20 protein-coding genes are annotated in these 24,479 nt (G+C 60.5%); 12 read left to right on the top strand and 8 right to left on the bottom strand.

The window, feature by feature from the left end; genetic code table 11:
• Positions 1 to 430: 430 nt before the first annotated feature.
• The 8 genes from AC1DZU_RS13775 (at position 431) to AC1DZU_RS13740 (ending at position 8,976) form a co-directional block, all read left to right on the top strand.
• Positions 431 to 1,498, top strand: coding sequence for a cyclic nucleotide-gated potassium channel (locus AC1DZU_RS13775; RefSeq protein ID WP_477285384.1), 1,068 nt, complete (start codon positions 431 to 433; stop codon positions 1,496 to 1,498).
• Positions 1,499 to 1,721: 223 nt separating this feature from the next.
• Positions 1,722 to 2,600 (top strand): metal-dependent phosphohydrolase, encoded by an 879-nt coding sequence (locus AC1DZU_RS13770; RefSeq protein ID WP_477285382.1) that lies wholly within the window; start codon positions 1,722 to 1,724, stop codon positions 2,598 to 2,600.
• A 342-nt stretch (positions 2,601 to 2,942) separates the two neighbouring features.
• Entirely contained in the window at positions 2,943 to 3,395 is a 453-nt protein-coding gene (locus AC1DZU_RS13765) for a pyridoxamine 5'-phosphate oxidase family protein (protein WP_477285380.1), read from the top strand.
• A gap of 650 nt (positions 3,396 to 4,045) precedes the next feature.
• Entirely contained in the window at positions 4,046 to 4,345 is a 300-nt protein-coding gene (locus AC1DZU_RS13760) for a hypothetical protein (protein ID WP_477285378.1), read from the top strand.
• A gap of 95 nt (positions 4,346 to 4,440) precedes the next feature.
• Positions 4,441 to 4,698, top strand: a complete 258-nt coding sequence (locus tag AC1DZU_RS13755; RefSeq protein WP_184876101.1) for a YMGG-like glycine zipper-containing protein — start codon at positions 4,441 to 4,443, stop codon at positions 4,696 to 4,698.
• Between the two features lie 411 nt (positions 4,699 to 5,109).
• The gene (locus AC1DZU_RS13750; protein ID WP_477285376.1) at positions 5,110 to 5,607 is read left to right on the top strand and encodes a DUF1269 domain-containing protein; all 498 of its coding nucleotides are present in this window, start codon (positions 5,110 to 5,112) and stop codon (positions 5,605 to 5,607) included.
• Between the two features lie 898 nt (positions 5,608 to 6,505).
• Positions 6,506 to 7,546 (top strand): AI-2E family transporter, encoded by a 1,041-nt coding sequence (locus tag AC1DZU_RS13745; RefSeq protein WP_477285467.1) that lies wholly within the window; start codon positions 6,506 to 6,508, stop codon positions 7,544 to 7,546.
• A 482-nt stretch (positions 7,547 to 8,028) separates the two neighbouring features.
• A complete protein-coding gene (locus tag AC1DZU_RS13740) occupies positions 8,029 to 8,976 on the top strand; it encodes a helix-turn-helix domain-containing protein (RefSeq protein WP_477285374.1) in 948 nt (315 codons plus the stop codon).
• Between the two features lie 149 nt (positions 8,977 to 9,125).
• On the opposite strand, the gene AC1DZU_RS13735 is transcribed toward AC1DZU_RS13740, so the two are convergent.
• The 6 genes from AC1DZU_RS13735 to AC1DZU_RS13710 all read right to left on the bottom strand — a co-directional run bounded on the left by AC1DZU_RS13735 (position 9,126) and on the right by AC1DZU_RS13710 (position 17,376).
• Complete coding sequence (locus AC1DZU_RS13735) at positions 9,126 to 9,674, bottom strand: HdeD family acid-resistance protein (protein WP_477285372.1); 549 nt, start codon at positions 9,672 to 9,674, stop codon at positions 9,126 to 9,128.
• The gene (locus AC1DZU_RS13730; RefSeq protein WP_477285370.1) at positions 9,671 to 12,838 is read right to left on the bottom strand and encodes an efflux RND transporter permease subunit; all 3,168 of its coding nucleotides are present in this window, start codon (positions 12,836 to 12,838) and stop codon (positions 9,671 to 9,673) included. The genes AC1DZU_RS13735 and AC1DZU_RS13730 overlap by 4 nt, the downstream gene beginning before the upstream one ends.
• Positions 12,835 to 14,043, bottom strand: coding sequence for an efflux RND transporter periplasmic adaptor subunit (locus AC1DZU_RS13725; RefSeq protein ID WP_477285368.1), 1,209 nt, complete (start codon positions 14,041 to 14,043; stop codon positions 12,835 to 12,837). The genes AC1DZU_RS13730 and AC1DZU_RS13725 overlap by 4 nt, the downstream gene beginning before the upstream one ends.
• Positions 14,040 to 14,612 (bottom strand): HdeD family acid-resistance protein, encoded by a 573-nt coding sequence (locus AC1DZU_RS13720; RefSeq protein ID WP_477285366.1) that lies wholly within the window; start codon positions 14,610 to 14,612, stop codon positions 14,040 to 14,042. Before AC1DZU_RS13720 ends, AC1DZU_RS13725 begins: the two co-directional genes overlap by 4 nt.
• A 68-nt stretch (positions 14,613 to 14,680) precedes the next feature.
• Entirely contained in the window at positions 14,681 to 15,919 is a 1,239-nt protein-coding gene (locus AC1DZU_RS13715; protein WP_477285465.1) for an arginine deiminase, read from the bottom strand.
• A gap of 23 nt (positions 15,920 to 15,942) precedes the next feature.
• The gene (locus tag AC1DZU_RS13710; protein ID WP_477285364.1) at positions 15,943 to 17,376 is read right to left on the bottom strand and encodes a basic amino acid/polyamine antiporter; all 1,434 of its coding nucleotides are present in this window, start codon (positions 17,374 to 17,376) and stop codon (positions 15,943 to 15,945) included.
• A 292-nt stretch (positions 17,377 to 17,668) separates the two neighbouring features.
• On the opposite strand from AC1DZU_RS13710, the gene AC1DZU_RS13705 reads away from it, so the two are divergent.
• The 3 genes from AC1DZU_RS13705 (at position 17,669) to AC1DZU_RS13695 (ending at position 21,357) form a co-directional block, all read left to right on the top strand.
• Positions 17,669 to 19,099 carry a basic amino acid/polyamine antiporter gene (locus AC1DZU_RS13705; RefSeq protein ID WP_477285362.1) on the top strand — a complete coding sequence of 477 codons (1,431 nt, stop codon included), beginning with the start codon at positions 17,669 to 17,671 and terminating at the stop codon, positions 19,097 to 19,099.
• 503 nt (positions 19,100 to 19,602) lie between these two features.
• Positions 19,603 to 20,445, top strand: coding sequence for a formate/nitrite transporter family protein (locus tag AC1DZU_RS13700; protein WP_477285360.1), 843 nt, complete (start codon positions 19,603 to 19,605; stop codon positions 20,443 to 20,445).
• A 312-nt stretch (positions 20,446 to 20,757) separates the two neighbouring features.
• The gene (locus tag AC1DZU_RS13695; protein WP_477285358.1) at positions 20,758 to 21,357 is read left to right on the top strand and encodes a sigma-70 family RNA polymerase sigma factor; all 600 of its coding nucleotides are present in this window, start codon (positions 20,758 to 20,760) and stop codon (positions 21,355 to 21,357) included.
• A 171-nt stretch (positions 21,358 to 21,528) separates the two neighbouring features.
• On the opposite strand, the gene AC1DZU_RS13690 is transcribed toward AC1DZU_RS13695, so the two are convergent.
• Both AC1DZU_RS13690 and AC1DZU_RS13685 read right to left on the bottom strand, forming a co-directional pair.
• Positions 21,529 to 22,188, bottom strand: a complete 660-nt coding sequence (locus tag AC1DZU_RS13690) for a response regulator transcription factor (RefSeq protein ID WP_095089056.1) — start codon at positions 22,186 to 22,188, stop codon at positions 21,529 to 21,531.
• Between the two features lie 374 nt (positions 22,189 to 22,562).
• On the bottom strand, positions 22,563 to 22,952 hold the full coding sequence (locus tag AC1DZU_RS13685; RefSeq protein WP_477285356.1) for a response regulator transcription factor: 390 nt from the start codon (positions 22,950 to 22,952) through the stop codon (positions 22,563 to 22,565).
• A 420-nt stretch (positions 22,953 to 23,372) separates the two neighbouring features.
• Between AC1DZU_RS13685 and AC1DZU_RS13680 the strand changes: the two genes are divergently transcribed.
• Complete coding sequence (locus AC1DZU_RS13680; protein WP_477285354.1) at positions 23,373 to 24,449, top strand: helix-turn-helix transcriptional regulator; 1,077 nt, start codon at positions 23,373 to 23,375, stop codon at positions 24,447 to 24,449.
• The last annotated feature ends 30 nt before the right edge of the window (positions 24,450 to 24,479 follow it).

Genomic DNA, 24,479 nt, shown 5'->3' with positions numbered 1-24,479 from the left:
CTTCACCACTCAGTCACGGCAAAACTGGACTATGCTAGGTAGCTCGAAATTCGCTCGACTTATCCGTAAGATAGGCTGGACCGTCTCTGATCAGTTGGGCTTGGTCGCCCAGCCGGTCTCTGTTTCTCCCGAGTAATCGCGACCCGTCTCTGTGACCCGTTTTCCGTGACCTATTGTTTTCAATAGCGATGCAGTGACGACTAACTTGGACTATCGAATATGAGTATTTCTCGCCGAGCCTTCGCTGAACCTATTGCAATTGTCCGGATCGGGTCATTCTCGTCGGTTTGCGGCCTGTCTGTCCGGTCACGAAGCAATCCCGGACATCTGGGTTCACCGCTAGTGACGCACATCGCAACGCCAGCAAGCACCTTTGCGCTTGCCTTGAAGGCATTCTATTCTGGAGGTAGAAGCGGCTCGTGGGCATAGAATGTCGGTACTGCCTTTCTTAAGAATCTACGCGCCGCTCAACGCGGTTCTGGCTGCGCCTGGGCTTTTGGCGGTGGCTGCGCTCACGATACCGGTCATGTCCGGACGAAGCAGACTGGCTCTGGCTGTCGTGCTCGCAGTCATCTGGGGCGCCTATCTCCTGCAACTGGCCGCGACGCTGCTCAAGCGCCGGGCGGGAGACGTTCGGGACAGGACGCCGGCAATCGCCATTGATGTGCTCGCGGTTTTGGTTCCACTCGCCGCATTTCTGCTTGTCGGCACGCCCGACCGGAGCCTCTACTGTGCTGTCTGGCTGCTGAAACCGCTGCGCGACTCGACTTTCTTCCCGGTGCTGGGCAGGGTGCTGGCCAACGAAGCGCGCAACCTGATCGGCGTCACCACGCTCTTCGGCGTCGTTCTGTTCGCTGTCGCGCTCGCCGCCTATGTCATCGAGCGCGACATCCAACCGGAAAAGTTCGGCAGCATCCCCCAGGCAATGTGGTGGGCGGTGGTCACGCTATCCACTACCGGCTATGGCGACGAAATTCCGCAAAGCTTCGCCGGCCGCGTCCTTGCCGGGATGGTCATGATGAGTGGCATCGGCATCTTCGGGCTCTGGGCCGGCATTCTTGCCACCGGCTTCTATCAAGAAGTCCGTCGCGGGGATTTCCTCCGTAATTGGCAATTGGTCGCCACCGTGCCGTTGTTTCAGAAGCTCGGCCCAGCCGTGCTGGTCGAGATCGTGCGCGCGTTGAGACCTCGCATGGTGCCGGCGGGCGCCGTGATCTGCCGCATTGGCGAGCCCGGCGATCGGATGTTCTTCGTCGTTGAGGGGCGCGTCAGCGTCGCGACGCCGAACCCGGTAGAGCTTGGCCCTGGCGCCTTCTTCGGCGAGATGGCGCTGATCAGCGGCGAACCGCGTTCGGCGACCGTCAGCGCTGCAACGGTGGTCTCGCTCCTTTCGCTGCACGCGGTGGATTTCCAGATGCTGTGCAGCAGCAGCCCGGAGATCGCGGAAATCATCCGCAAGACCGCGCTCGAGCGGCGCGGCGCGGTACCGACGGCTTGACCGTACCTCTGGTGTGCAGTCCCAGACTGTGATCGTGTACCGTCGATCTGTGCAGCACCGACAGCGGCCACGGTTTCGTGAGTGGCGAGGGCGACCGCAGCGACATTCGGTAGTCGCAGCTGCCTCGGTGGCCTCGGTCCTAAGATAATATCTGGGAACTGTGCTAGGATGGCCGCCGCCCGGCGCGACTTGTCATGCTTCAAAGCGGTCAGGAACGATTGTCATGCTCAATCCAATCTCCATCATGGCCGACCGGCTCGGCGACTATCTGTCAGACCTCTATCTCCAGTATTTCTCGCATCGCAATCCGGAATATGCGAGCTACATAGGTGGAGCGGCCCGCCTTGTCCTGGAGCGCATCGGCAATTCGAACGCCCTCTATCACAACATCGAGCACACGCTGATGGTTACGCTTGCTGGCCAGCAGATCATCCGCGGCCGGCTGCTTTCGGAATCCCTGACCCCCGATGACTGGCTGCATTATACCTGCGCGTTGCTTGTCCACGACATCGGCATGGTCCACGGCGTGTGCCAGGGCGACACCGAGGACAGCTTCGTCATTAACGAGGCCGGCGACTTCTTTACGCCACCGCGCGGCGCCTCCGACGCGGTGCTTGCGCCCTACCATATCGAGCGCGCCAAAATCTATGCGCGCCAACGTTTTGCTTCCTCGAAGTTCGTCAATGAGGAGCGCATTGTCGCGGCGATCGAGATGACGCGCTTTCCGGTGCCGAACGATCCGGCCTACCAGGTCACCAACACCGAGCCGGCGCTGGTCAGGGCGGCAGACCTGATCGGCCAGCTCGCTGACCCCTTCTACCACCGCAAGCTGCCGGCGCTGTTTGCCGAGTTCTCTGAGATCGGAATGGTGGAAAAGCTCGGCTGCAAGACCGCCGCCGATCTCGGCGCCATCTTCACCGATTTCTTCACGCTGCAGGTCGAGCCCTATATCGGCGACGCGATCCGCTATCTGGAGCTAACGACGGAAGGCAAGCAGTGGATCGCCAACCTCCACAGCAACCTCTTCCAGTCCGGGCATCGCGCCAGGATCGGCCCGTTCCCCGGCGTGTTGCAGCCGGCGAGCCTTTCGGTGGTAACTTAAGAGCCTGGGATTGTTTCCTCTTTTCCGCCGGTGCCGAGCCGGCTGCGAACCAGTGATGGGTCGACGCGGAGTGGATCTCGCCGTCCCTGGCCGCAACTCGACAATCCCCTCCGGCGCTTTGCGCACGCCGGCCAAGTCCGCTTGGCGCTGCGAAATGCTGACATTCAGCATAGCCAAGGAAACGAACCTTTCCCGCAGAACGGGTACAACTGATTTGCCTTTCGTTCCGTCAGCTAACGCGACCGAGGCGCGTTTGCCCGCCACTGTGTTGATGTGCGTCAATGCGAGACGGTCTACGGCCCCTACCATGGTCACGGTCAGCAATGATTTTGGAGACAGCAGATGGACGAAGAGAGCAGAAACAAGATCGAAACGTTGTTGGATCAGCATCGGATCATGACGGTTGCAACGCTGAGGCCGGACGGCTGGCCGCAGGCGACGACAGTCGGCTACGTGAACGAAGGCCTTACCCTTTACTTTCTCTGCGGTCTGGAAAGCCAGAAGGCTGCGAATCTGGCGCGCGACGATCGCGTGTCCTTGACCATCGATCACGACGCGCCACAGGTGATGGACATCACCGGACTTTCTATGGCGGCGCGTGCGCAGCCGGTGGTGGACCGGGCCGAAGCGGAAAAGGTCCTGCGGATGCTGCCGCTGAAGTATCCGGAGCAAGTTTCGTTGCCGGGCCCGATGCCGACGCCGGAGCAGGTGCGCATATTTCGCGTGATGCCCACGGTTATCTCAGTGCTCGATTACTCCAAAGGCTTTGGCCACACCGAGCTCGTCACTTGCTGAGCCCGCTCCTCCCAAGATAAGCTTTGGGTTATGCGGGCGAGGCCGGCAAATCGCGGGCAAAGGCTGCGCATTCAGACCTGGGGCTGGCACCTCGTCGGATGACCGCCAGTAGCACATCCCTGACAGTCGATCGTTCGAGTGATACCGGGTTGATGATCCTACCCATAGGGTGTTTTGAACGGATTCTCGTTTTGTTGGTGATGGGCGATCATGCGAAACCGTCACGCTAGCGACTTTGCCTATTGGCCGTCCTTTAGCGCCCGGGATGGTAAACCGCGATCAAACGCTCGAGTTCGTCGATGGCAGAGGACTGCGGAAGCTTCCCGCCCTGGAGTTCCGGCCGCACCCTCCAGCCCGGATCCACGCCCTCCATACTCGGCAACTCATGCGCGATGCCTTTATGAAAGGCAGTGACCTGTTGCCGCCCCACAAAGAGACGTAGGGCTCAACCACGGGATTCTCAGCTAATTTCTTCGCGCGCCCGCTCGGATAAGGTGTGCAGCAACTCGACCATCGTCCTCATCATGACTGCGAAAATCCTGATGAAGATCAGAAAATATGGCGGCGCGGCCTCAAGACCTCGCTCGTCCGCTAGAATCGGCATTGTGGGGTTCTATGGTGGAGCTCTCTAAATTCCTGGACGCGTAGCCATGCCGGCCGTCGCAACCATGGTCATTGAGTTTGTCTGCGGCGCTGCAAGCGGAATTGCGCTCGGCCGCTGGGTGCCAAGTTTCAGCCTTGGCCGGACAGCCGACGGCATAATCGGCGGCATTGGCGGTCTGCTTTTCGTATGGCCCTCCGCCCGGATCGCAGGTGTTGGGCCCCTCATCGGCCACCACGCCGATGGCCTGACGCCGACCATGTTGATCGGAGCGGGAATAGCAGGGCTGCTCGGAGGTGTTGTCCTGATTGTGCTGGCCGGGTTCGTTTGGGCACTCATGAAAGGCTGACAGCTGCGAATGAAGACGATCTAACGCACTGCGCTTTCCGCCCCATCCGGGTGCGCCATCGCTGAAGATTGCCAGGTAGCTATGAGGAGACCATTATGAGGAAATTGGCTCTTGCGCTTGCAGTCGCCTCAGGTTTGGCAGGCTGCACCAACGCCGAAAAAGGTGCTGTGATCGGGGGGGTTGGCGGCGCCGCGCTCGGAACGGCAGCTGGCGGTAATGACGTGCGAAATGCGGTCGTTGGCGGTGCAATCGGGGCCGTCGCGGGTACCTTGATCGGGGCGGCGGCCGACCGTCGCGGATATTGTCGATACCGGGATCGGCACGGGCGAATCTTCGAGGCGCCATGCAGGTGAGCGCGTTTCGTATCTTGCTCCGCCGTAGCGCTCGCGGGGCGACGCATGACCTGTTTGGCCCAGGAGAACAGGACATGAAACCCACTTCCATCTTCTGATGTCACCCAGGGGTACTCTGTTCCTTGTTCGAATTCCGAATGCGCTCTCCCCCTTCGCCACAGCCCGATCGGCCAATGCCGCTTCATGCAGACCTCCGGATGACAGCTGCGTACCGTTGAGATGAAGTAACTGCCTGCGGCGATCCGGCGCCAGTCGAAGCCATTCTGACGTCTTGGGCTGCAGTCAAAAAGGGACGGACCGCAAAGGCGTGGGATTCCCGGCTAATTTCTTCGCTTTGGTAGAGACCTAAAATGGCATCCCGTAATCTCATGAGCGCATCTCGATCCCATCGAATTTCGCAGTGGAGGCCCCATGTCCGACCTGGTCGTCATAGTCTACCCCTCCGAAGCCAAGGCTGAAGAGGTGCGCCAGCGCCTCTTTGCATTGCAGAAGGAATACCTCATCAACATCGGCGACGCCGTGATCGCGACCAAGACGGAAGCTGGCAACGTAAAGCTCAGCCAGATCATGAACACCACCGTCACTGGGGCCGTGTCCGGTAGCTTCTGGGGGTTGCTCATCGGTGTCATTTTCCTCAATCCCGTCATCGGTGTGGCGATTGGCGCCGCTTCCGGCGCGCTTGGCGGCGCACTGACCGACGTAGGAATAAACGATGCTTTCATGAAAGATCTATCGGCCACCTTGCAGCCGGGAAATGCTGCACTGTTCGTGCTCGTCCACGGAATGACCGCCGACAAGGTGCTGAGCGCAATCAAGGGATTTGGTGGCGTCGTACTCAAGACATCGCTGGACGAGACGAAGGAGCAGATCCTTCGTGAGGCGCTTAGTCAGGCGTCCAAAGCCGCATAAGGTTCAACGCCGCTCAGGAATCGCGTGAGCCGATCGCCTAGCAACGTGGACAGAACGATGGGCACATTCGAGACTGCTGTCGTACTCGCTATAGAGGTCATCTGTGGTGCAGCGGCCGGCCTCGCCCTGGGGCGATGGACGGGTCTTCGTCTGGGCGCAAAAGCCGATGCCTTGACGGGCGCGATCGGCGGACTGGCTCTGACCTGGCTGGCCGGACAGCTGCCAGGCGTCGCCCGTGTTGTCGGAAAGGTGGAAGGCGCGGTGGACGCCGCGGCGCAAGGCGTTGGCGTCCTTACCCCGGCAATCCTTGTCGGGGTTGGCATTGCAGGATTGTTAGGCGGCCTCATCCTTACCGCGTGCATTGCATTTGCCGTAGGCGGAGCCCGGCGTCGAGGGCGGTCCGAAGGAGAAGTGAGGTGAAGCAGGTGCAATGCCTGTTTGCTCACCCGAGCACGTGCTTGCTGGTCGCTGCATTGTTGGCGGCATGCACTGTCATCGTCGATCATCCTCGTCCTGTTCCCCCGCGACCTCAGGCCTGCACCTTCCAGCATGCACCTGTTTGCGGTCGACGAGGTGAAAGGCTGCAGACATTTGGCAACGCGTGCATGGCTCGCGCCCAAGGATTCCAGGTGGTGAGCAATGGCCAGTGTCGCATATCTCGGCCGCCCCAACCGATAGCCTGTACTCGAGAGCTTGCTCCGGTTTGTGCGAGCAGGAGTGGGCGCCTGCGCACCTTCTCCAACGCTTGCGTGGCCCGTGCGGATGGTTTTCGGCCAGTCCATGCCGGCCGCTGCCGTTGAGGCTTCCGGCAGGAATTTGAGCTAGGCTTCTTTCTCGACCGTGAACAATTCCGTTCCGGAGATTGCGACCGTTGCGCTCGATAGACGACAAGGCAGAAATGACAGAAACGAGTGGTCGCGGGGCGATTCATCCTGTTGCAACCGGCATCCTCGTCCTCGCATTGTTGTATTTCGCCAAATCAATCTTTATGCCAGTTGCATTCTCAATGTTCGTTCTCGCGCTGGTCTTGCCCGTTCAAATGGCTTTGCAAAGGCGGATTGCGAAGCTGGCGGCGATGCTGATCACGCTGTTGCTCACGGTTGCAGTGATCGTAATCGTTGGATCCGCCGTCGTCTGGGGACTCGGCGAACTGTCGCAATGGCTGTTCTACAATACCGGGCGGCTTCAGGCGATATACACGCACTGGGCGGTCTGGCTGGAGAGCCATGGCATCGCAATCGTTGGTCCGCTTGAAGAGCATTTCAATCTGACCTGGCTGATCGGCTTGACACAAGGCCTTCTCAATCGGCTGAACAGCATGGCCGGCTTTGCCATATTGACCTTCATCTTTGTCATGCTTGGCCTGCTCGAAGCCGACGATTTCCAGCGTCGTCTTCGCCTGAGTTCGGCTCAACCTCAAGGCGAGATGCTCTTGCATATCGGCCGCGAAATTGGCGCCAAGGTCCGCCGTTTCATGGTGGTGCGCAGCATCGCATGCGTGCTGACGGGCGTGGTCGTGTGGGGGTTTGCCTTGGCTGCCGGGCTCGAACTCGCAAGCGCTTGGGCGGCGATCGCTTTTGCGCTGAACTATATTCCGTTCGTCGGACCGTTGGTGGCTACAATCTTTCCGACCTTGTTCGCCGTCGCGCAGTCCGGGTCGTGGCAGCTGGCCCTGATTGTGTTCCTCGGCCTGAACGCCATTCAGTTCGTTATCGGCAGTTATCTGGAGCCATTCCTGACCGGCGCATCGCTGGCGATCTCGCCTTTTGCCGTGATGTTTGCCATCTTCTTCTGGAGCTTTTTATGGGGTCTGCCCGGGGCTTTCATCGGCGTCCCAATTCTGATTGTTGTAGTCACATATTGCATGCACCAACACTCGACACACTGGATTGCTGCGCTGCTGTCCGGAGGTCCTGTCGAAAGATTTGGTGCTTCTTAGCTGTATTAACTATGCTTCATGGCCAAGCGGGGGCGTCGAAATCCAACGACCTTGTAAAACGGGAAAAATCGGTTTAAATTGGCATTGTGCGGGGAGATATTCTTGTCATTGAAGGATATCTCTGATGAGAGTGCTCTTGCTAACAGTCGCCGGCTGCGCGAAGACGAGTGTCTATAACGCATCTCTAATGCATCTTTGCTTTCGGCGTGCCGACGTTGTGGACTGGTTGTTGAAGACCCTGAGCGGGAAATCTAGCCCCGTCAGGGCTTGCGCCCGTTAGGAGTCCGATTGTGACCGCTAACGCAGCGAGGGCCCTTCCTGTCCACTTCGCCGAACCGTCGCCTCAAGCAACAGCGGTCGCCCCCAAGAATGATCTGCGTCCGGTTGTCCCGGAACCCGTTCCGGTTCCCTGCTTTGAATTCTCGACTAGGGAGTTGCCTCCGAGGGACCAGTTTGCGGCATGGCGCCAGAACTTCGCGACTATGCTCGACTTTGTCGAGCCGAGCGATACTGCGGCTGGTTTCGCCGGCACGCAGCTTCTCTGGGATCTAGGCGATCTTGCCTTGGCTCAGATCAGCACCAATGGCTTGGATTTTTCCAGCCTGGCGGGTCACATTCGCCGAGACCCCATCGATCATTGGTTGGTGACCCTTATCCGGGACGGCAGATCGCAAACGACCACTCCATCCAGGTCTTTCGACGGAGAGGCCGGATCGGTGCAGGTGCATTCGCTTGGCCGTGTCTTCGAGGGAAGCGTTACAGACAGCGAAATGCTGTTGCTCTTCGTACCCCGCGACTTCTGCCGTGACATGGGGTGGGGTCTCGACATGGCCGAGTTCACCGTGCTTGGTGGAGGCATGGGGACGCTGCTTGCCGACTATCTGGCTAGCCTCGCCCAGAGGCTTCCTACGATTAATGTTGGCGATCTTCCTGGCTTGCTCGGTGCGACCAGGGCGATGCTACAGGGTTGCATCGCGCCATGCTCTGACCATCTCGCTGAAGCCCATGATCCGATTTCCGCCACCTTGCTCGAGCGCGCCCGTCGATTCGTGCAACTTCATCTGTTTGAACCGGATCTCGGCACCGAGCGTCTGACACGCGGACTCGGGATATCGCGTTCACGTCTCTACCGACTGTTCGAGGCTTCCGGAGGGATCGTGCACTACATCCAGCATCGGCGGCTCCTGGCGGCCCATGCAGCGCTCGCTGATCCGAACGACCGCCGTCGAATTCTCGACATTGCTGACGAACACGGCTTCGGTGATGGCGCTGAATTCAGCCGGGCTTTTAGACGCGAGTTCGGATACTGCCCGAGCGAGGTGAGAGCTGGTGTCAAAAACGGACCATCGAAATGGCATATGAACGAGGTGCAGGCCGCTGCCCCGTCCGAGCGTCTGAGCCAGCTGCTTCTTCGGCTCCAGGCGCAATGACCGGCGTGGTCGATATCGGCTGAAATCGGGCAACCCCGATCCAATCCCATCGAACAATGCAAACACCATCTGTATTGACGGACCGTTCCGCGGCCCGCAACGCAGCACCGCGCAGCGATCAAATCCGCGAGCCCGGCCGTCGCGAGAATTCACGCTGTCTTGGCCGCAGATACCCAGCCGTTTGTCAGCCAGGCAATGCCATGCGAAATGAGGTCGATACCCAGCAAGAATCCAAGCACCCAAAGGCCGGTCGTGGGCCAACCAGTCAGGACAACAAGTCCAGCCAGAAATCCGAATGTTCCGGACAGAACCATCGCCCAGCCGACGTCGCTCCAGTGCCTGAAGCCGACAAAGAGGCGCACGATGCCCGAGGCCACAAGCAGCAGTCCGAGGATGTAGGTCAGGACAAGGGCGCCTGACACAGGCTGCCTCACCACCATGGCACCAAAAACAATATACAGGATGCCGAGGAGGAATTGCCATATGAAGCCGCCCCATCCCTTCATCCAGAAGGCGTGCATCATCTCGAACGCACCCACGACGATGGCCGTAACACCAATGACAATGGCGCTGATCACGGTAGCCAGCGCTACGTCACTCAAGACGAATATGCCCCCGACAATGAGCACGAGGCCAAGGAGAAGACGAACCGATGTGGGTGGCAAAGTCGATGCGGTTCCATTCTCATAGGCAGTCATGGCTTCCTCTCCGATTGCTGGACTCCCGCATTGGTGGCGATCCCTACCTTCGGCCGTACAGTGGCCCACTCCGCAATATGCTGGATCGCCGCGAATAAGGCCGGGATGATGAAAAGGCCGATCGTCGTTGCGGCCAGCATGCCGCCAAAGATTGTGACACCCACCGCCTGGCGCGCGCCGGCTCCGGCGCCGGTGGACACCGCCAGTGGAATAATGCCCAGAATGAAAGAGAGAGCCGTCATCATCACGGCACGGAAGCGCTGCTCGGCGCCAAGTCTTGCCGCTTCGGCGATCGGTTGCCCCTCCTCGCGGCGTTCCTTGGCGAATTCGACGATCAGTATGGCGTTCTTCGACGCCAGCCCGATGAGCAGCACGATGGCGATCTGCACATAAAGACTGTTTTGCAGTCCGAAAAGCATGAGCGCCCCCGTGGCGCCGAACAAGGCGGCTCCAAGGGACAGAATTACGGCGATCGGAAGCATCCAGCTTTCGTACTGTGCTACCAAGAACAGATAGGCGAACAGGAAGGCCAGTCCGAAGATCATCGTCTCCTGTCCGGCGCTGCGCCGTTCCTGGAACGACAGGCCGGACCACTCGTAGCCATAGCCGGCCGGCAGCGCCTGGGCCGCGACACGTTCGATGGCGTCCATCGCCGCTCCGGAACTGCCGCCTGGCGCGACTTGGCCGTTGATCTGTGCCGCTACCGAGAGGTTGTAGCGGGAGATCACGAAGGGCGCGAGCACCGTGCTGGTCGATACCACCGCCCTTAGCGGCACCATCGCGCCCGCCCGGCTGCGAACATGGAGATTGAGGATATCCGCGGCGTCCCCGCGATGCTCGGCGTCAGCCTGCAGGTTGACCTGGAAGACTCGCCCCTGCAGCGTGAAATCGTTCACGTAACGCGACCCAAAGCTGGCGCCGATCGTCGAATAGATGTCGGACACGCTCACTCCAAGCGCTTCGGCGCGGGTCCGGTCGACATCGACATAAATCTGCGGCACATCGGCGCTGAAGGTAGTCGCCACACCGCCGATTTCCGGCGCCTGGTTGATCTCCGAAACGAATGCACGGACCACCGCCGCGATCTCCTCCGGCGGCTGGCCCTGCAAAGCCTGGAGGCGCAGATCGAGGCCGCCGACAGCCCCGATGCCGGAAATGGCCGGTGGCGAAAAGACTGCAACATTGGCGCCCGGAATGGTTGAGAACTGCGCGCGCAATCTTGCCAGGATGGCGTCCAGCCGCAGATCCGGCGTGTTGCGCTGATCCCAAGGATCCAGCGCCGCAACCACCATCGCACCGTTGGGAGATTGTGTCCCCTGCACGATGCTGAAGCCCGCGACCGAAATGACGTTTTCGACGCCTTTCGTTGCCGACAGAGTCCTTTGAACCTCGCCGACAATCGCCCTCGTGCGATCGAGCGAGGCGGCGTTCGGAAGCTGGATGTCGACAAACAGAGCGCCCTGGTCCTCGTCTGGGAGGAAGGTAGCGGGAAGACTGCTGAACAGCAGGAAGGCGCCCAGGAAGCAGGCGGCAAGCGCGGCGAGAGGTATGATCCACAGGCGCACCAGGAAACCGACCAGCCGACCATAGCCGACACGCGTCGCGTTCATGAAGCGGGCGAACCAACCAAGCGGACCGCGCCGGTATCCGCTCTGGCCGCGCCTCAGCAGGATCGCGCTGAGCGCCGGGCTGAGCGTGAGGCCGACTACGGACGAGATAACCAGTGCCGCCGACAAGGTGACCGCGAACTGACGGTAAAGCTGCCCGCTTATGCCGGATAGGAAAGCTGTCGGGATCACCACGGCGAGGAGGACGAGCGTGGTGGAAATGATCGGCCCCGTGATCTGCCCCATCGCCTTGCGCGCGGCCGCAGCAGTTTCGACCGCGGGGTCTTCCTCCATGACATGCTTGACGTTCTCGACGACAAGGATGGCGTCGTCGGCGACCAGTCCGATCGCCAGCACCAAGGCTAGCAGCGAGATCGAGTTTATCGAATATCCGAACGCCAGCAGGATGGCGATGGCGCCCAGCATTGCGACGGGCATGGCCAGCGCCGAGACCAGGGTAGCCCGCCAGTCCTGCAAGAACAGGTAGGTGACGACGAGCACGATCAAGAAAGCCTCGCCGAGGATCCGTACGATGAGCGAGAGGCTCGTACGGACGAACCGTGTCGCGTCGTAGACGACCTGGTACTGGAGGCCGGGCGGAAACGTGGGCGCAAGACGCTGGAGTTCGGCGAGCACGGCGTTGGCGGTCTGGATGGCGTTGGCTCCCGGTGCCTGGTTTATCTGAAGCATCGCCGTGTCATGCCCGGCGAAGCTCGCGCTCGATGAATAATTGCGCGCGCCGAGTTCGATGCGGGCGATGTCGTGCAGCCGTACGATCGCTCCGGCCTCGCCGGTGCGCACGACGATGGCCCCGAATTCATCCGTGCTCATGAGGCGGCCGCGGGCCACAAGCGTATATTGCAGCTCGGTGCCTTCCCGTGCCGGTGGAGCCCCGGCCTGGCCAAGCGAGGCCTGGATGTTCTGCCGCTGAATGGCGGTGGCCACGTCATCGGCCGTTATGCCGAGCGCATCCATGCGTGCCGGATCCATCCATATGCGCATCGAGTATTCGGACGCGCCGACGACGGAAGCCTCACCGACACCGGTGACACGCGAGAGCGCATCGGCGATCGTTGTCGAGGTGAAATTGGTGATCTGCAGCACGTCGAGCTTGCTGTCCGGAGAATAGAAGGCGATGCCGAGCACGAAATCGGGCGATCTCGACCGCACCGACACGCCTTGCTGGGTGACCGCGGCCGGCAATTGAGAAATCGCCAGTTGCGCCCTGTTCTGCACATTGACCTGCGCAATGTCTGGATCTGTGCCGACTTCAAACGTCACGGACAGCGAATATTGCCCGGCATTCGAACTTGTCGACGACATGTACATCATGTTGGGGACGCCATTGATGGCCGTCTCCAGAGGCCCACCGACGACATCGGCTATTACTTCCGCGCTCGCGCCGGGATAGATGGCCGAGACGCTGACGGTGGGCGGCGTGATCTCTGGATACTGCTGCACCGGCAGCGAAAAAATGGCGATCGCGCCTGCAATCGAAATGACGATCGACAAGACGATCGCCAGCCGGGTCCGGGTGATGAAGAGATCGGAGATCATGGGCCATCGCCAACGGGCTGGCCTTGGCTCGGCTGAACCGTCATGCCTTCGACAAGACGCTGGATTCCCTGGACGACAACCTGCTCGCCGCCGCTGAGGCCAATGGTGACCGCCCAGCCATTGTCAACGCGTGCGCCCGTGTCGATGCGCCGTTGCGAGACGGTGTTGCTCTTGCCGAGCAGATAGACGAAGCGCCCCTCGCGATCCTGCAGCACCGCTGTCTGAGGTACTATCGGCAAGCGGGGCGCGTCTTTCTCCCGCACGTAGAGGGTGACGAACTGTCCGGGCAGAAGGATATGGCGAGGATTGGGGAAAACTGCGCGGGCCGCGACCGTCCCGGTCTGCGGGTCGATCTCGTTCTCGATAAATTCGATTCGACCAGGCGTGTCGTAGTCCGTCCCGTTGGCAAGACGCAGCGAAAGCTTCAACGTGCTCGGATCGACGTTGCTGCCACTCGCCTCCTGCTGCCGGATCGTCACAAGCAACCCTTCGGTCACTGCGAAAGCCACGCGGACCGTGTCCAGACCGACTATGCGTGCCAGCGAACCGGAATCCGATCCGACCAGATTGCCCGTCGTGAACGTCGCGCGGCCGATGTTGCCGGAGATCGGGGCCGTGATACGAGCATAGGACAGGTTGAGTTCGGCGGTAGCCAGGGACGCCTGAGCAACCTGCACGTCCGCGGCAGCGACATCGAATGCCGCCTGGACCTCGTCCAGAGCGGCCTGTGAGATCGTTCTTCGGGCGAACAGATCCTGGTTGCGCGCCAGGCTCCGTTCGGCCGATATTCGTGTTGCCTCAGCACGCGCCACCTGCGCCCGTGCCGACGCGACCAGGACATTGAGTTGATCCGGCTCAATCTCGAACAGCGTTTCCCCAGCCTTTACCGCTTGTCCACCGTTGAAATCGACGGAGTGCAGAAAGCCTGTGACACGCGCCCGGATGTCGACTGCCTCTATCGCTTCCACGCGACCGGTAAACTGCACGGGAGTGCTGACCTGCTGAACCTCGATCTTCTCGACGACGACAGCGGGCGGCGGCGCCTGTCTTCCGCCAGGCTGCTGGGCGAATGAAATCGAACTGATGAAAGGTGGTCCGGCGCCGCCCAGGCAAGCAGCCATCAAGCATGCCCAAGAAGCGCGACTGATCCATCGCCGCCTCGCGGCTGGACGATGTCGCTCGGACGTTTCGCACGGCGCCTTCATGACCGGGCTCTACGCATCGTCAGCGCAATGGCAATGTAGGCGCCGCCGGCGACAAGGAGGGAAATGCCAGCGACCGTACCTGGTGTGTAAATGCTGGTGTAGGGCAACTTCAATGCGAGCGTCGCACTGGCGGCAAGGGCGACCAGGCCCGATACTCCGAACCAATGCCAACCATCTTGATCGCGCACCCGGAACGCGAGGGCGACTTGCAGGATGCCCTGTACCAGAAATACCAAGGCGATCAGAAGCGTGATCGCGAGAGCGCCCTTGAAGGGATTGAAGTATATTAGGATGCCGCCGACCAACTCGACCGCGCCCGTGAGCTCTTGCCAGATGAATCCGCTCCACTCCTTGACTCGCAGGGATTGAACCATCTTCACAATGCCCGCGAGCGAAAGGACGATTCCAAGGACAACGCTTGCAGCGAATGTGGAAACCACGGGCAACGCGACGGCCAGCACTCCAGCCGACGCCAGGCCGATGCCCAGCGCCAAAAACCAACCCCATCTGGAACGCAGGGAGTCCGCTTGATGCTGGTGATCGGTTCCGCTCGTGGATGCGCCGCTCATCGTCGATTGCCTAACCGGAATTGCTGCAGGAGCGGCGCCCATCTCCGATCTCCGGGAACGCTCTCTTGTCAGTAATCCACCGGATCACGGATTATCGGACAGGTCATGCAGTGGCCGCCGCCACGACCGCGGCCTAGTTCCGCGCCGATGATGGTAATGACCTCTATGCCCTCCTTTCGCAGCAGCGTGTTTGTATAGGTGTTGCGGTCATAGGCGTACACGACGCCCGGCGATGCACAGACCAGATTTGCGCCACTATCCCATTGGGTGCGCTCGCGGACGTAGGCATTGCCGCCGGTCTCAACTACACGCATCTTTTTGAGGCCGAGCGAGTCGCGCACCGTCTCGACGAAGGTGCCTTTGTCCTTGTGCAGTTCGACGCCGCCCTTGCCGTCCGGCCGGTAGGAGAACGCCTCGATGCCATTGACGATATCGGGGTAGAGCAGCACACAGTCGCGGTCGGCAAAGGTGAACACCGTGTCGAGATGCATCGCCGCGCGCAGTTTCGGCATCGCCGCGACGATGACGCGCTCGGCCGCGCCCTTCTCGAACAGCGTCGCAGCGAGCTGGCTGATGGCCTGACGCGAGGTGCGCTCGCTCATGCCGATCAGAACATTCCCCTTGCCGATCGGCATGACGTCGCCGCCCTCGAGCGTGGCGAGGCCCCAATCCTTGGTCGGGTCGCCCCACCACACGTTGACGTTGCCGGCGAAGTCGGGATGGAACTTGTAGATCGAGGTGGTGAGGATGGTTTCCTCATGCCGCGCCGGCCAGTAGAGCGGGTTCTGCGTGACGCCGCCATAGATCCAGCAGGTGGTGTCGCGGGTGTAGAGCGTGTTCGGCAGCGGCGGCAGTAGATACTCGTTCACCCCGGCCGCGTCACGGATCAGCTCGAGCTGTTCGCCGCCGATGGATTCGGGGAATTCATGGGTCGAGAGACCACCGATCAGCGTCTCCGCCAGATCGCGGTTGGAGAGCCCCTCCAGATAGGAGCGCACCTCGTCGACGAGGCCGAGGCCGATCTGGTTCGGCACCACCTGATTGTCGAGGATCCATTTCTTCGCCTCGGGGACGGCGACAGTTTCGGCGAGGAGGTTATGCATCTCCACCACCTCGACGCCGCGATCGCGCATCTTGGTCATGAAGTCGAAATGGTCGCGCTTGGCGTTGTCGACCCACAGCACGTCATCGAACAGCAGTTCGTCGCAGTTGGTGGGCGTCAGGCGCTGATGGGCGCGGCCGGGCGCGCAGACCATGACCTTGCGAAGCTGCCCGACTTCGGAATGCACGCCGAATTTCGTTTCCATCGCCATGACTTGTGCCTTTCTCGTCAAGGTGTAATGGCGCCGGTCAACAGGCCGACGAAACCGGCGAGTCCAGCGACCAGTGTGACGGCGAAGATGATGAGTTCGACCGATGTGAAGAACCGCGCGTTCTGTTCGCGCCGCGCCCAGAGGTACAGGACGGTTCCCGGCACGAAGAGCACCGCCACCAGCAGGACGTATTTCAAGCCGGCGGCCAGAAACATGACAAGCGTGTAGGCGACGGCGATCCAGGCGAATAACTGGTCGCGCCCGCGCTGACCAGATGAGGTCTCGTACCCCTCGCCGCGGCGGGCGATCAGCACGCCATAGCCCGCGACCAACAGGTAGGGCAGCAGCGCCGTCACGCTTGTCATGTCGAGCATAACGTTGAAGGCGTCACGCGACCAATAGGTTGAGATGACGAATAGCGAGACGACGATATTGGTCAGCCAAAGCGCGTTGGCGGGAACCCGATTGCCGTTCTGCGCCGCGAAAAGCTTGGGCATGTCCTGCGACTTCGCTGCGGCAAACAGCACCTCGGCGCAGATCAGCGACCAGGCGAGATAGGCGCCGAGCACTGACACCAGCACGCCGATGGAAATGAACACCGCGCCCCAATGGCCCACGACCAGTTCGAGCGCGCCGGCAAGCGAGGGCTGTTGGACTCCGGCGATGGCCGCACGCGTAGCCGTGGCGTAGGGCAGAAGGGTGATGGCCACCATCAGGCCGGTGACGCCGACAAAACCCAGAATGGTGGCGGTGCCGACATCCGAACGCTTCTCGGCGAAGCGCGAATACACGCTTGCCCCCTCGATGCCGAGGAACACGAAAACGGTGATCAGCATGGTGTCACGCACCTGCGCCAGCAGGGTCTTTTCCGGCATGCCCACGCCGCCGAGAAAGTTCTCGGAGAATTGCGTGTAGTTGAACGCGAATGCCATGGCGAGGATCGCCACTATGATCGGTACGATCTTCGCGACCGTCACGACGCTATTGATGAAGGTGGCCTGCTCGACGCCGCGCAGGATCATGAAATGGAAGGCCCAGATGCCAACCAGCGAGACGATGATCGCGGTCGCGGTGCTGCCATCCCCGAAAATCTCCGGGAAAAAGCGCCCGAGCGTCGATCCGATCAGCACCCAGTAGAAGACGTTTCCGAGGCAGCTTCCGAGCCAATAGCCGAACGCCGAGAGGAAGCCCATATAGTCGCCGAAGCCCGCCTTGGCATAGGCGAAGACGCCGGAATCGATATCGGGTTTCTTCTCGGCCAGCGCCTGGAACACCCGGGCCAGCATGTACATGCCGGTTCCGGCTATCGCCCAGGCGATGATGGCGCCGAACGGGCCCGTCGCGGTGGCGAACCTGCCGGGCAGATTGAAGATGCCGGCCCCGATCATCGACCCGACAACCATTGCGATCAAGGCGAACAAGGACAGCTTCTGCTCGGACTTACTTGCCACGTGCCTCTCCCGAGTGATCGGAAATCATCTGTCCGTGAGCCAACAAGCGGGCTGGAATTTCAGTACAAACCAAACCCTATGCTTTTGGCGCGGTCGTGAAATTAGCTGAGAGTCTCATTCCTGTGCATCGCGTCTCTATTTCGGAGCCTCGACGCAATACACCGCCGCAGTGGAGTTACATCGGCTGGACTTGTGACTTTCTCCGATGCAGCATCGGGTGAGCGACCTGGACCGGTTTAACAATTCGGACGGATTTCGCTTGTGCAATTGACGACCGGCTCGAGACGCGGCCATGGCATCCCAGACCTCGCAGAAGCTTTCGCTCGCGGCGCTAACGGCGATGGTGGTCGGATCAATGATCGGCGCCGGCATATTTTCGCTGCCTCGTACCTTCGGCAACGCCACCGGACCAGTCGGCGCAATCATTGCCTGGTGCATCGCCGGGACCGGGATGTATACGTTGGCTCGTGTCTTTCAAGCGCTCGCGGAGCGCAAGCCCGAACTCGATGCCGGCATCTTTGCCTACGCAAAAGCCGGCTTCGGTGACTACGCTGGTTTCCTTTCTGCGTTTGGCTATTGGTTGGTTGCCTGCATTGCCGACGTCTCATATTGGATTCTTATCAAGTCGACGCTCGGCGCGTTCTTCCCAGTTTTTGGCAATGGTGACACGGTCCCGGCGGTTGTGGTCTCGTCGATCGCACTCTGGCTGTTCCACTTCACGATCCTGCGCGGGATCAAGGAAGCTGCCGTCATCAACACCGTTGTTACGGTCGCAAAAGTCATTCCCATCCTTGCCTTCATTCTCATTCTGGCCAGAACGTTCAAGGCGAACATCTTCGTCAGCAACCTATGGGGCGGAGAGCTGGCATCGCGAAGCGGTCTCTTTGAGCAAATCCGAGCGACCCTGCTGGTCACAATCTTTGTGTTCATTGGGATTGAGGGAGCAAGCGTCTATTCTCGCTATGCCAAGGAACGCTCCGATGTCGGCAGGGCGACGATCGTCGGTTTCGTCGCCGTTTTGTCCCTGCTGGTGCTGGTGACGCTTCTGCCGTATGCCGTACTCCCACAGGCGGAAATCGCGGGAATGAGGCAGCCATCCATGGCTTCCATTCTCGAGGCCGTCGTCGGTACTTGGGGCGCGGTTTTCGTCAGCGTAGGGCTGATTGTTTCTGTGCTGGGCGCTTATCTCGCCTGGTCGTTGATCTGTGTCGAGGTGCTGTTCTCGGCCGCAAAGAGCGGCGACATGCCAAGGATTTTTGCGCGTGAAAATGGCAACAACGTCCCGGCCGCCGCGCTGTGGCTGACCAATATCGTCATTCAAGTCTTCGTCATAAGCACGCTTTTCTCGCAAGATGCGTTCGCGCTCATGGTGAAGCTGAGCAGTGCCATGGTGTTAATTCCTTACCTGCTCGTGGCTGGATACGGCTTCCTTCTGGCTTTACGCCGAGAGACCTATGGAACCCAACCGGCACAGCGATCCCGCGACTTGATCCTGGCTGGCATTGCCACATTGTATGTTGCGTTCATGATCTACGCAGGCGGCCTGAAATTTCTGTTGCTGTCATCTATTCTCTACGCACCCGGTACGCTGCTCTATGTTCAGGTCAGACGGGAACAGAACAAGCCAGTGTTGGTCGGCGTAGAATGGATAGTGTTGGCGGCTGCGGCAATTGGTTGCCTCGTTGGCATTTACGGAATTGCCAGCGGCGACATCGTTATTTAGCCGAGCGAGCGAGGTATTCCACTCGCCGAAGTCGCTCATATGAAGAGACTTCGTCCAGCTGCCCTCGGAGAGAAGTTCGATAGCGCTCGCACGCCGCAACGGCCTGCCCGAGCAGCCTGTTCGGCTATGCGGATCACGTCCAAACTAAGTCTACAGATCGGGCGTAACCCTTAGGTCCGTTTGCTATGGCAGCGTCGATCAGCGCTTCAAAAGCAGAAACCTCTCGAACCCAGTCTCCCAAGGGAGCGCCCAGTTGTTGGCCGACAAGACATACCAAGGAATGTCTGGCCTAAATCAAGTGCGTAATCCGGTTACCCTCCGTAGAATGTCGCCGCGAAGTGCCGTCGGCTATTCATCCCTGAAGTGACAATCAGCCTGCCAATCGGTCCTGGTTGGCAACGCATGGGAGACGTCATGGGTATCGCAGCGCGCTTTCTGGCCACGACGACAGTTGCGATCCCTTCAGCCAGACCGCAGTTGCCGCGCGCAGAAGGATCGCGATCATGAACGACAGCCTCTCGCCGCGCGAAATCGTGCGGGCAATGGTGGATCTCGGCGCCGCTAAAGCCGCTCACAGCGTTCCTGATCTTTTGATCCGCGGCATGCTTTCCGGGGCGCTCCTCGCCTTCGCGACGAGCATGGCCCTGGAGGGTGCACTTCAGACAAATGTCGCGCTCGTCGGCGCTCTCATCTTCCCGGTGGGATTTGCGATCATCATCATCCTTGGCCTCGAACTCCTGACCGGGAATTTTGGTCTGGTACCCCTGGCCGTCCTCGCTCACCGCACGACGGTCGGCCGGATGTTGGCCAATTGGTTCTGGGTTTTCGTCGGCAACATGCTCGGTTCGCTCATCTTTGCCGGGCTGTTCTATGTCGTCCTGACCGATGTCGGCAATGTTGGGGCGAGTGCGCTCGGAGATCATCTGCGTGCGCTCGCCGAAGCGAAGACGATCGCCTATGAGCCGTATGGATACGACGGACTGGTGACTGTCTTCGTCAAGGCCATGCTCTGCAACTGGATGGTCTGCCTCGGCGTCGTCATGGGGATGAGTTCGAAGTCCACCCTCGGCAGGATCGTCGGATGCTGGTTGCCCATTTTCGCCTTCTTCGCGCTCGGTTTCGAGCACTGCGTCGTCAACATGTTCGTCATTCCCATGGGGATGATGCTCGGGGCCAAGATCAGCTTCGCAGACTGGTGGTACTGGAACCAGATACCCGTGACCTTGGGCAACATTGCCGGCGGTTTCCTCTTCACCGGACTTCCTCTCTATTGGACCTACCTGAAGGGCGGTGCAGAAGACGTGCCTGCCCCTGCGGCGAGGATGTCACTCGGCCCTGCCGAGTGACATCCCGGCATTCCGGCGAACACATCTTCTTCCTCGGCATTGGGCCGCCCACATTGCTTCGCGAAAGAATGTAGTCGTTTCGAAAAGAAGGCCTCAGTCGGGTCCGCCATGGTGGCGCCGACAGCACCCCAGCCGAACAGCTTCGATTGGACGCAGCTAGAGCCAGGAAAGGCGCCGGCACATGCCTGACAGACCAGATGTGCAGTCCCGAACCAGAGGATGGCTGTGGCTGTCTGGTTCGTGGCCGACCGAGTTCAGTCCGGATCACAAGTTGCAATCGCCGCCATTGCGTATCGCCTGGTGACCACGAACATGGCACAACTCGAACTTCCGCCCGATGTTTCGCCCCAGCCGAGTTTTCGCTCGGCTGACACTTCTTTTTCGGCAAGCGGCGCGGCGGCCGAGATCACTGACGAACGCAGGCGAGCGATCGTCGCGGAGATTCCACGGCTGCGTGGCTATGCGCGCGCGCTGTTGCGGGACCGCGATGCCGCCGACGACCTTGTGCAGGACAGCCTCGAACGAGCGCTGTCGAGGATGGCGAACTGGACGGCCGGCGATACGCCACGCCGCTGGCTGCTCACGATCATGCACAATCTGTTCGTCGACCAGTTGCGGCGCGCCAAACGCCATGCCCAGGCGGTGACCACGATCTCAGAAACGATAGATGCGATCGCGACGTCGCCACAGGCCGACAGGCTCGTATTCGTGGACGTATTCTCGGCGCTTCAGCAGATCAATCCCGAACGACGCGCAGCACTCGTGCTTGTCGCGGTCGAAGGCCTCTCCTATGCCGATGCCAGGAAGGCGCTGGGCATTCCCGTGGGGACGCTGACGTCGCGGATCGCCAGGGGCAGAGAGGAGCTGCGATCGATCCTCGAAGGTGTCTCGCAGCCAGGCCAACCAGGGTGAGCAAAGAATGAACCGTCAGCGTTTTCAATGATGAACCAAGGCACCTGCCGTCCACACCGGCGCGGCGTCACGGGGTCATATCCGGCGAACGGCGGAGGGTCGAGAACCGCTGGAGCGAGCGGGCGGGATCGATAGATTTTCGCGCGATACCGGATGACGACTTTGCCATCGCTATTGATTTGCCCTTCGAAGGCCCAACCGTTCTGCAATCCGTACCAGGTCGGGCAAGGTTCGCACCGCCATCTTCCGCATGAGATGCCCGCGATGGATCTTGACCGTAATTTCGCTGAGGCCCATCTCGCCCGCAATCTGCTTGTTCATCAGGCCCTTGGTCACGAAGAACATGACTTCCTTTTCACGAGAGGTCAAAGTTTGGTACAGGGCTGATATCGTCGCCGCTTCCTGGTCGGATTCCCACCTTATGCGGTCGTTTTCGAGCGCGCCGAAGACCGCATCAAGCATGTCCTGGTCCCGGAACGGTTTGGTCAGAAAATCGATCGCTCCGGCTTTCATCGCGCGCACCGACATCGGAACATCCCCGTGTCCGGTCATGAAGACGACGGGCATTTGAATGTTCGACTTTGCAAGATGAGCCTGGAAATCGAGGCCGCTCACGCCGGGCAACCGGATATCGAGCACGAGGCAGCTTGGCGTTTCCGGCAGCTTGCCCTGCAGGAATTGGCTGGCGGAGGCGAACAGTTCGACATGCAGCCCCACGGATCTGAACAGCCCACTCAGGGCATCGCGCACAGCGTCGTCATCATCGATGACATAGACTGTCGGCGCGAAAGCGGTCGACGCGGTTTGGCCTGGATTGGAACCTGCTGTCACGATAGCAATCCGCTCTCACGATTCCTGCTCCGCACGGCCCAGGAATGGCACAACGCCATCTTAGCATATTAACTTGGCAACAAGCCCCGCCACTAGGCGAGACGTGGTCGCGACTGTCGGTAATGCCGAGGGGGCTGGGATGGCTTCCCATCAATATCACCAATCCACCCATCGGCGCATGTGCGTTGATGTCCCTGCAGTCGCGCCCTCTTGTGCAGCGGGGCCAGGCAGGCGATCACCGAAACCTGCCTGGAATTCAACCGCACAGGTTGGTGGCAATCTTCCCGGAACGAACGCAAAATTCCGATTTGGAACGCACGCGACTTCGCTCCGAAAGCAATGGCGGTGGCAGCGCTCGGCTCACCACGAAGAGGTCATTCCGGCTTGATTTCGCGTGGCCAGTTCAGCGCATCGTCGATGCACCGGATCATGGCGGCGGCGTCAAAAGGCTTGTAGAAGAAGCCTGCCGCCCCTGCAGCGAGGGCATTTTGCCGGGTCCGTTCGTCAGGATAGGCCGTGATAAGAATCACCGGAACGGTGTGGCCACGTGCCAGGAGCAACGTCTGCAGTTCCAACCCGTTCATTTCCGGCATCTGCACATCGGTAATGACACAGCAGGCGTCGGCGAGCCCTGGCGAACGCAAGAGTTCCTCGCCAGAGGCAAACAGGTTCGCGGCAAAGCCGCAGGAACGTATCAGATTCGCGGTGGACGTGCGGACCGCCTCGTCGTCGTCAACTATGGCAACCATCGGAATTTTCGGCACATCGGTGTCCCCCGGAGACTGTGTCGCCCGGCGTCGCCCGGCGCGATCTCATCTCGGCGCCACCATACAAACGTAGGGCCAAGACCGAAATCATACAGAGGTTTGACTGAGCTGAGCTTTGCAGGCAGCGATGCCGCGACTTGGCGACCGGTCGGAAAACCGTACGGCTACACAGCGGCGTCAAGGTTCAACCGCACGGTGGGATCATTGTCGCACGGCACCGGCGGCCTCCCTGCACAAGGTTGCCGACATCGCCAGACGCGCCCAAGGCGGCGCCGCCAATAGTAGATACCATCGTATACGCAGCATAGCTGATGATATGATTCATTCAGACGGCCATTCAATGGAGCAGATTTCCCACCCGTGTACCTTGGCCCAGCAAGCAGAAGAAAATTCTGAGGCTAGAGGAGCACGGGCCCAATGCAGTTCCACTCATTGTCTGCATCCGAATATTACGATCGGCAACCGGCAGAGGATCTGCCCATCCTTCCTCGACGCGACGGCATGGTCCGACCGATACATGTCGCCGGCCCGCCTCGAACGCCTGAAGTCGGCTCGTCATTGTTCGACCCATTCGAGGCAGGCAACGGCGCCTACCCGGTGGCGCCAGACTGCCGCATGATTTCGATCCCCCTCACTCATATGAATGTGGTTCTCTCGGTGTCCGCTGCAGCGATGCCGCAACCCCGTCGCGGCGGTCTAACGATGCATGCAAATGCGGCGGCAGACCCTGATCCTACGGCGGCGCCCAGTGGGGGCATGGCGCAATTTGCCCAAGCAGGCCAAAGCGCGATCGACGGTCTGAATGTTTTCCACGCGCCTCGGGACCTAGGCCTTGCCGAACTGGTCCCGGAACGGCACTCCTCTGATCCGGTCGTCCAGCGTCTTTCCAGGGCGCTCGAGGCGGCCGAAGACAGCCATGATGGATTTGGCAACCTCTATGCCGATGCAGTCCGCCTTGCCATCGTAACCCGCTTGCTCACGCTGCGCTCAGATCCGCAGCCAGACCCGGATGAGCCGGCGACACGCTCTACGGCCGCCCTGTCCAAATGGCGATGGAAGCGCGTCGTCGAATACGTCGATTCACATCTCGATGAGACGATTACGCTCGCCGACATGGCAGCAGTGGCGGGGCTCAGCCGAATGTATTTCGCCGCACAGTTCCGGGCGGCCACCGGCATTCGCCCGCATGAATTCCTGCTGCGGCGACGGATTGACCGTGCCAAGCAGATGCTCATCGAGACCAAGATGACCCTGGTCGACGTGGCGCTGAGCGTGGGCTTTCAGAACCAGGCCCATTTCACCACGGTCTTCGGACGTTTCGTTGGCGAGACACCCTATCGCTGGCGTTGCGGCAATCGCAGGGATGTCGCAGATCGCCCTTTCGACCGCGATCCCGTCGGTTGGCGCCACCCGCCACGTGGGTCGGACACGCGGCCCATTCAGCTGGCAGCTCCGGGAGAGTTGCCGCCCCGCAGCGCTGCCGGTGCAACATAGTCGACATCGCTGGCGGCAGCACTGCGATGG

This window comes from Mesorhizobium sp. P2_A12 (assembly GCF_056405075.1).
This window is presented reverse-complemented; position numbering and strand designations above follow the sequence as displayed.

Excerpts from the sequence above, each read along its gene's own strand:
- AC1DZU_RS13755 (WP_184876101.1), top strand. The coding sequence starts at position 4,441 with ATGAGGAAATTGGCTCTTGCGCTTGCAGTCGCCTCAGGTTTGGCAGGC.
- AC1DZU_RS13765 (WP_477285380.1), top strand. The coding sequence starts at position 2,943 with ATGGACGAAGAGAGCAGAAACAAGATCGAAACGTTGTTGGATCAGCAT.
- AC1DZU_RS13740 (WP_477285374.1), top strand. The coding sequence starts at position 8,029 with ATGCTCGACTTTGTCGAGCCGAGCGATACTGCGGCTGGTTTCGCCGGC.
- AC1DZU_RS13775 (WP_477285384.1), top strand. The coding sequence starts at position 431 with ATGTCGGTACTGCCTTTCTTAAGAATCTACGCGCCGCTCAACGCGGTT.
- AC1DZU_RS13760 (WP_477285378.1), top strand. The coding sequence starts at position 4,046 with ATGCCGGCCGTCGCAACCATGGTCATTGAGTTTGTCTGCGGCGCTGCA.
- AC1DZU_RS13750 (WP_477285376.1), top strand. The coding sequence starts at position 5,110 with ATGTCCGACCTGGTCGTCATAGTCTACCCCTCCGAAGCCAAGGCTGAA.
- AC1DZU_RS13770 (WP_477285382.1), top strand. The coding sequence starts at position 1,722 with ATGCTCAATCCAATCTCCATCATGGCCGACCGGCTCGGCGACTATCTG.
- AC1DZU_RS13720 (WP_477285366.1), bottom strand. The coding sequence starts at position 14,612 with ATGAGCGGCGCATCCACGAGCGGAACCGATCACCAGCATCAAGCGGAC.
- AC1DZU_RS13730 (WP_477285370.1), bottom strand. The coding sequence starts at position 12,838 with ATGATCTCCGATCTCTTCATCACCCGGACCCGGCTGGCGATCGTCTTG.
- AC1DZU_RS13695 (WP_477285358.1), top strand. The coding sequence starts at position 20,758 with ATGGCACAACTCGAACTTCCGCCCGATGTTTCGCCCCAGCCGAGTTTT.
- AC1DZU_RS13735 (WP_477285372.1), bottom strand. The coding sequence starts at position 9,674 with ATGACTGCCTATGAGAATGGAACCGCATCGACTTTGCCACCCACATCG.
- AC1DZU_RS13745 (WP_477285467.1), top strand. The coding sequence starts at position 6,506 with ATGACAGAAACGAGTGGTCGCGGGGCGATTCATCCTGTTGCAACCGGC.
- AC1DZU_RS13725 (WP_477285368.1), bottom strand. The coding sequence starts at position 14,043 with ATGAAGGCGCCGTGCGAAACGTCCGAGCGACATCGTCCAGCCGCGAGG.
- AC1DZU_RS13700 (WP_477285360.1), top strand. The coding sequence starts at position 19,603 with ATGAACGACAGCCTCTCGCCGCGCGAAATCGTGCGGGCAATGGTGGAT.
- AC1DZU_RS13680 (WP_477285354.1), top strand. The coding sequence starts at position 23,373 with ATGCAGTTCCACTCATTGTCTGCATCCGAATATTACGATCGGCAACCG.
- AC1DZU_RS13715 (WP_477285465.1), bottom strand. The coding sequence starts at position 15,919 with ATGGAAACGAAATTCGGCGTGCATTCCGAAGTCGGGCAGCTTCGCAAG.
- AC1DZU_RS13705 (WP_477285362.1), top strand. The coding sequence starts at position 17,669 with ATGGCATCCCAGACCTCGCAGAAGCTTTCGCTCGCGGCGCTAACGGCG.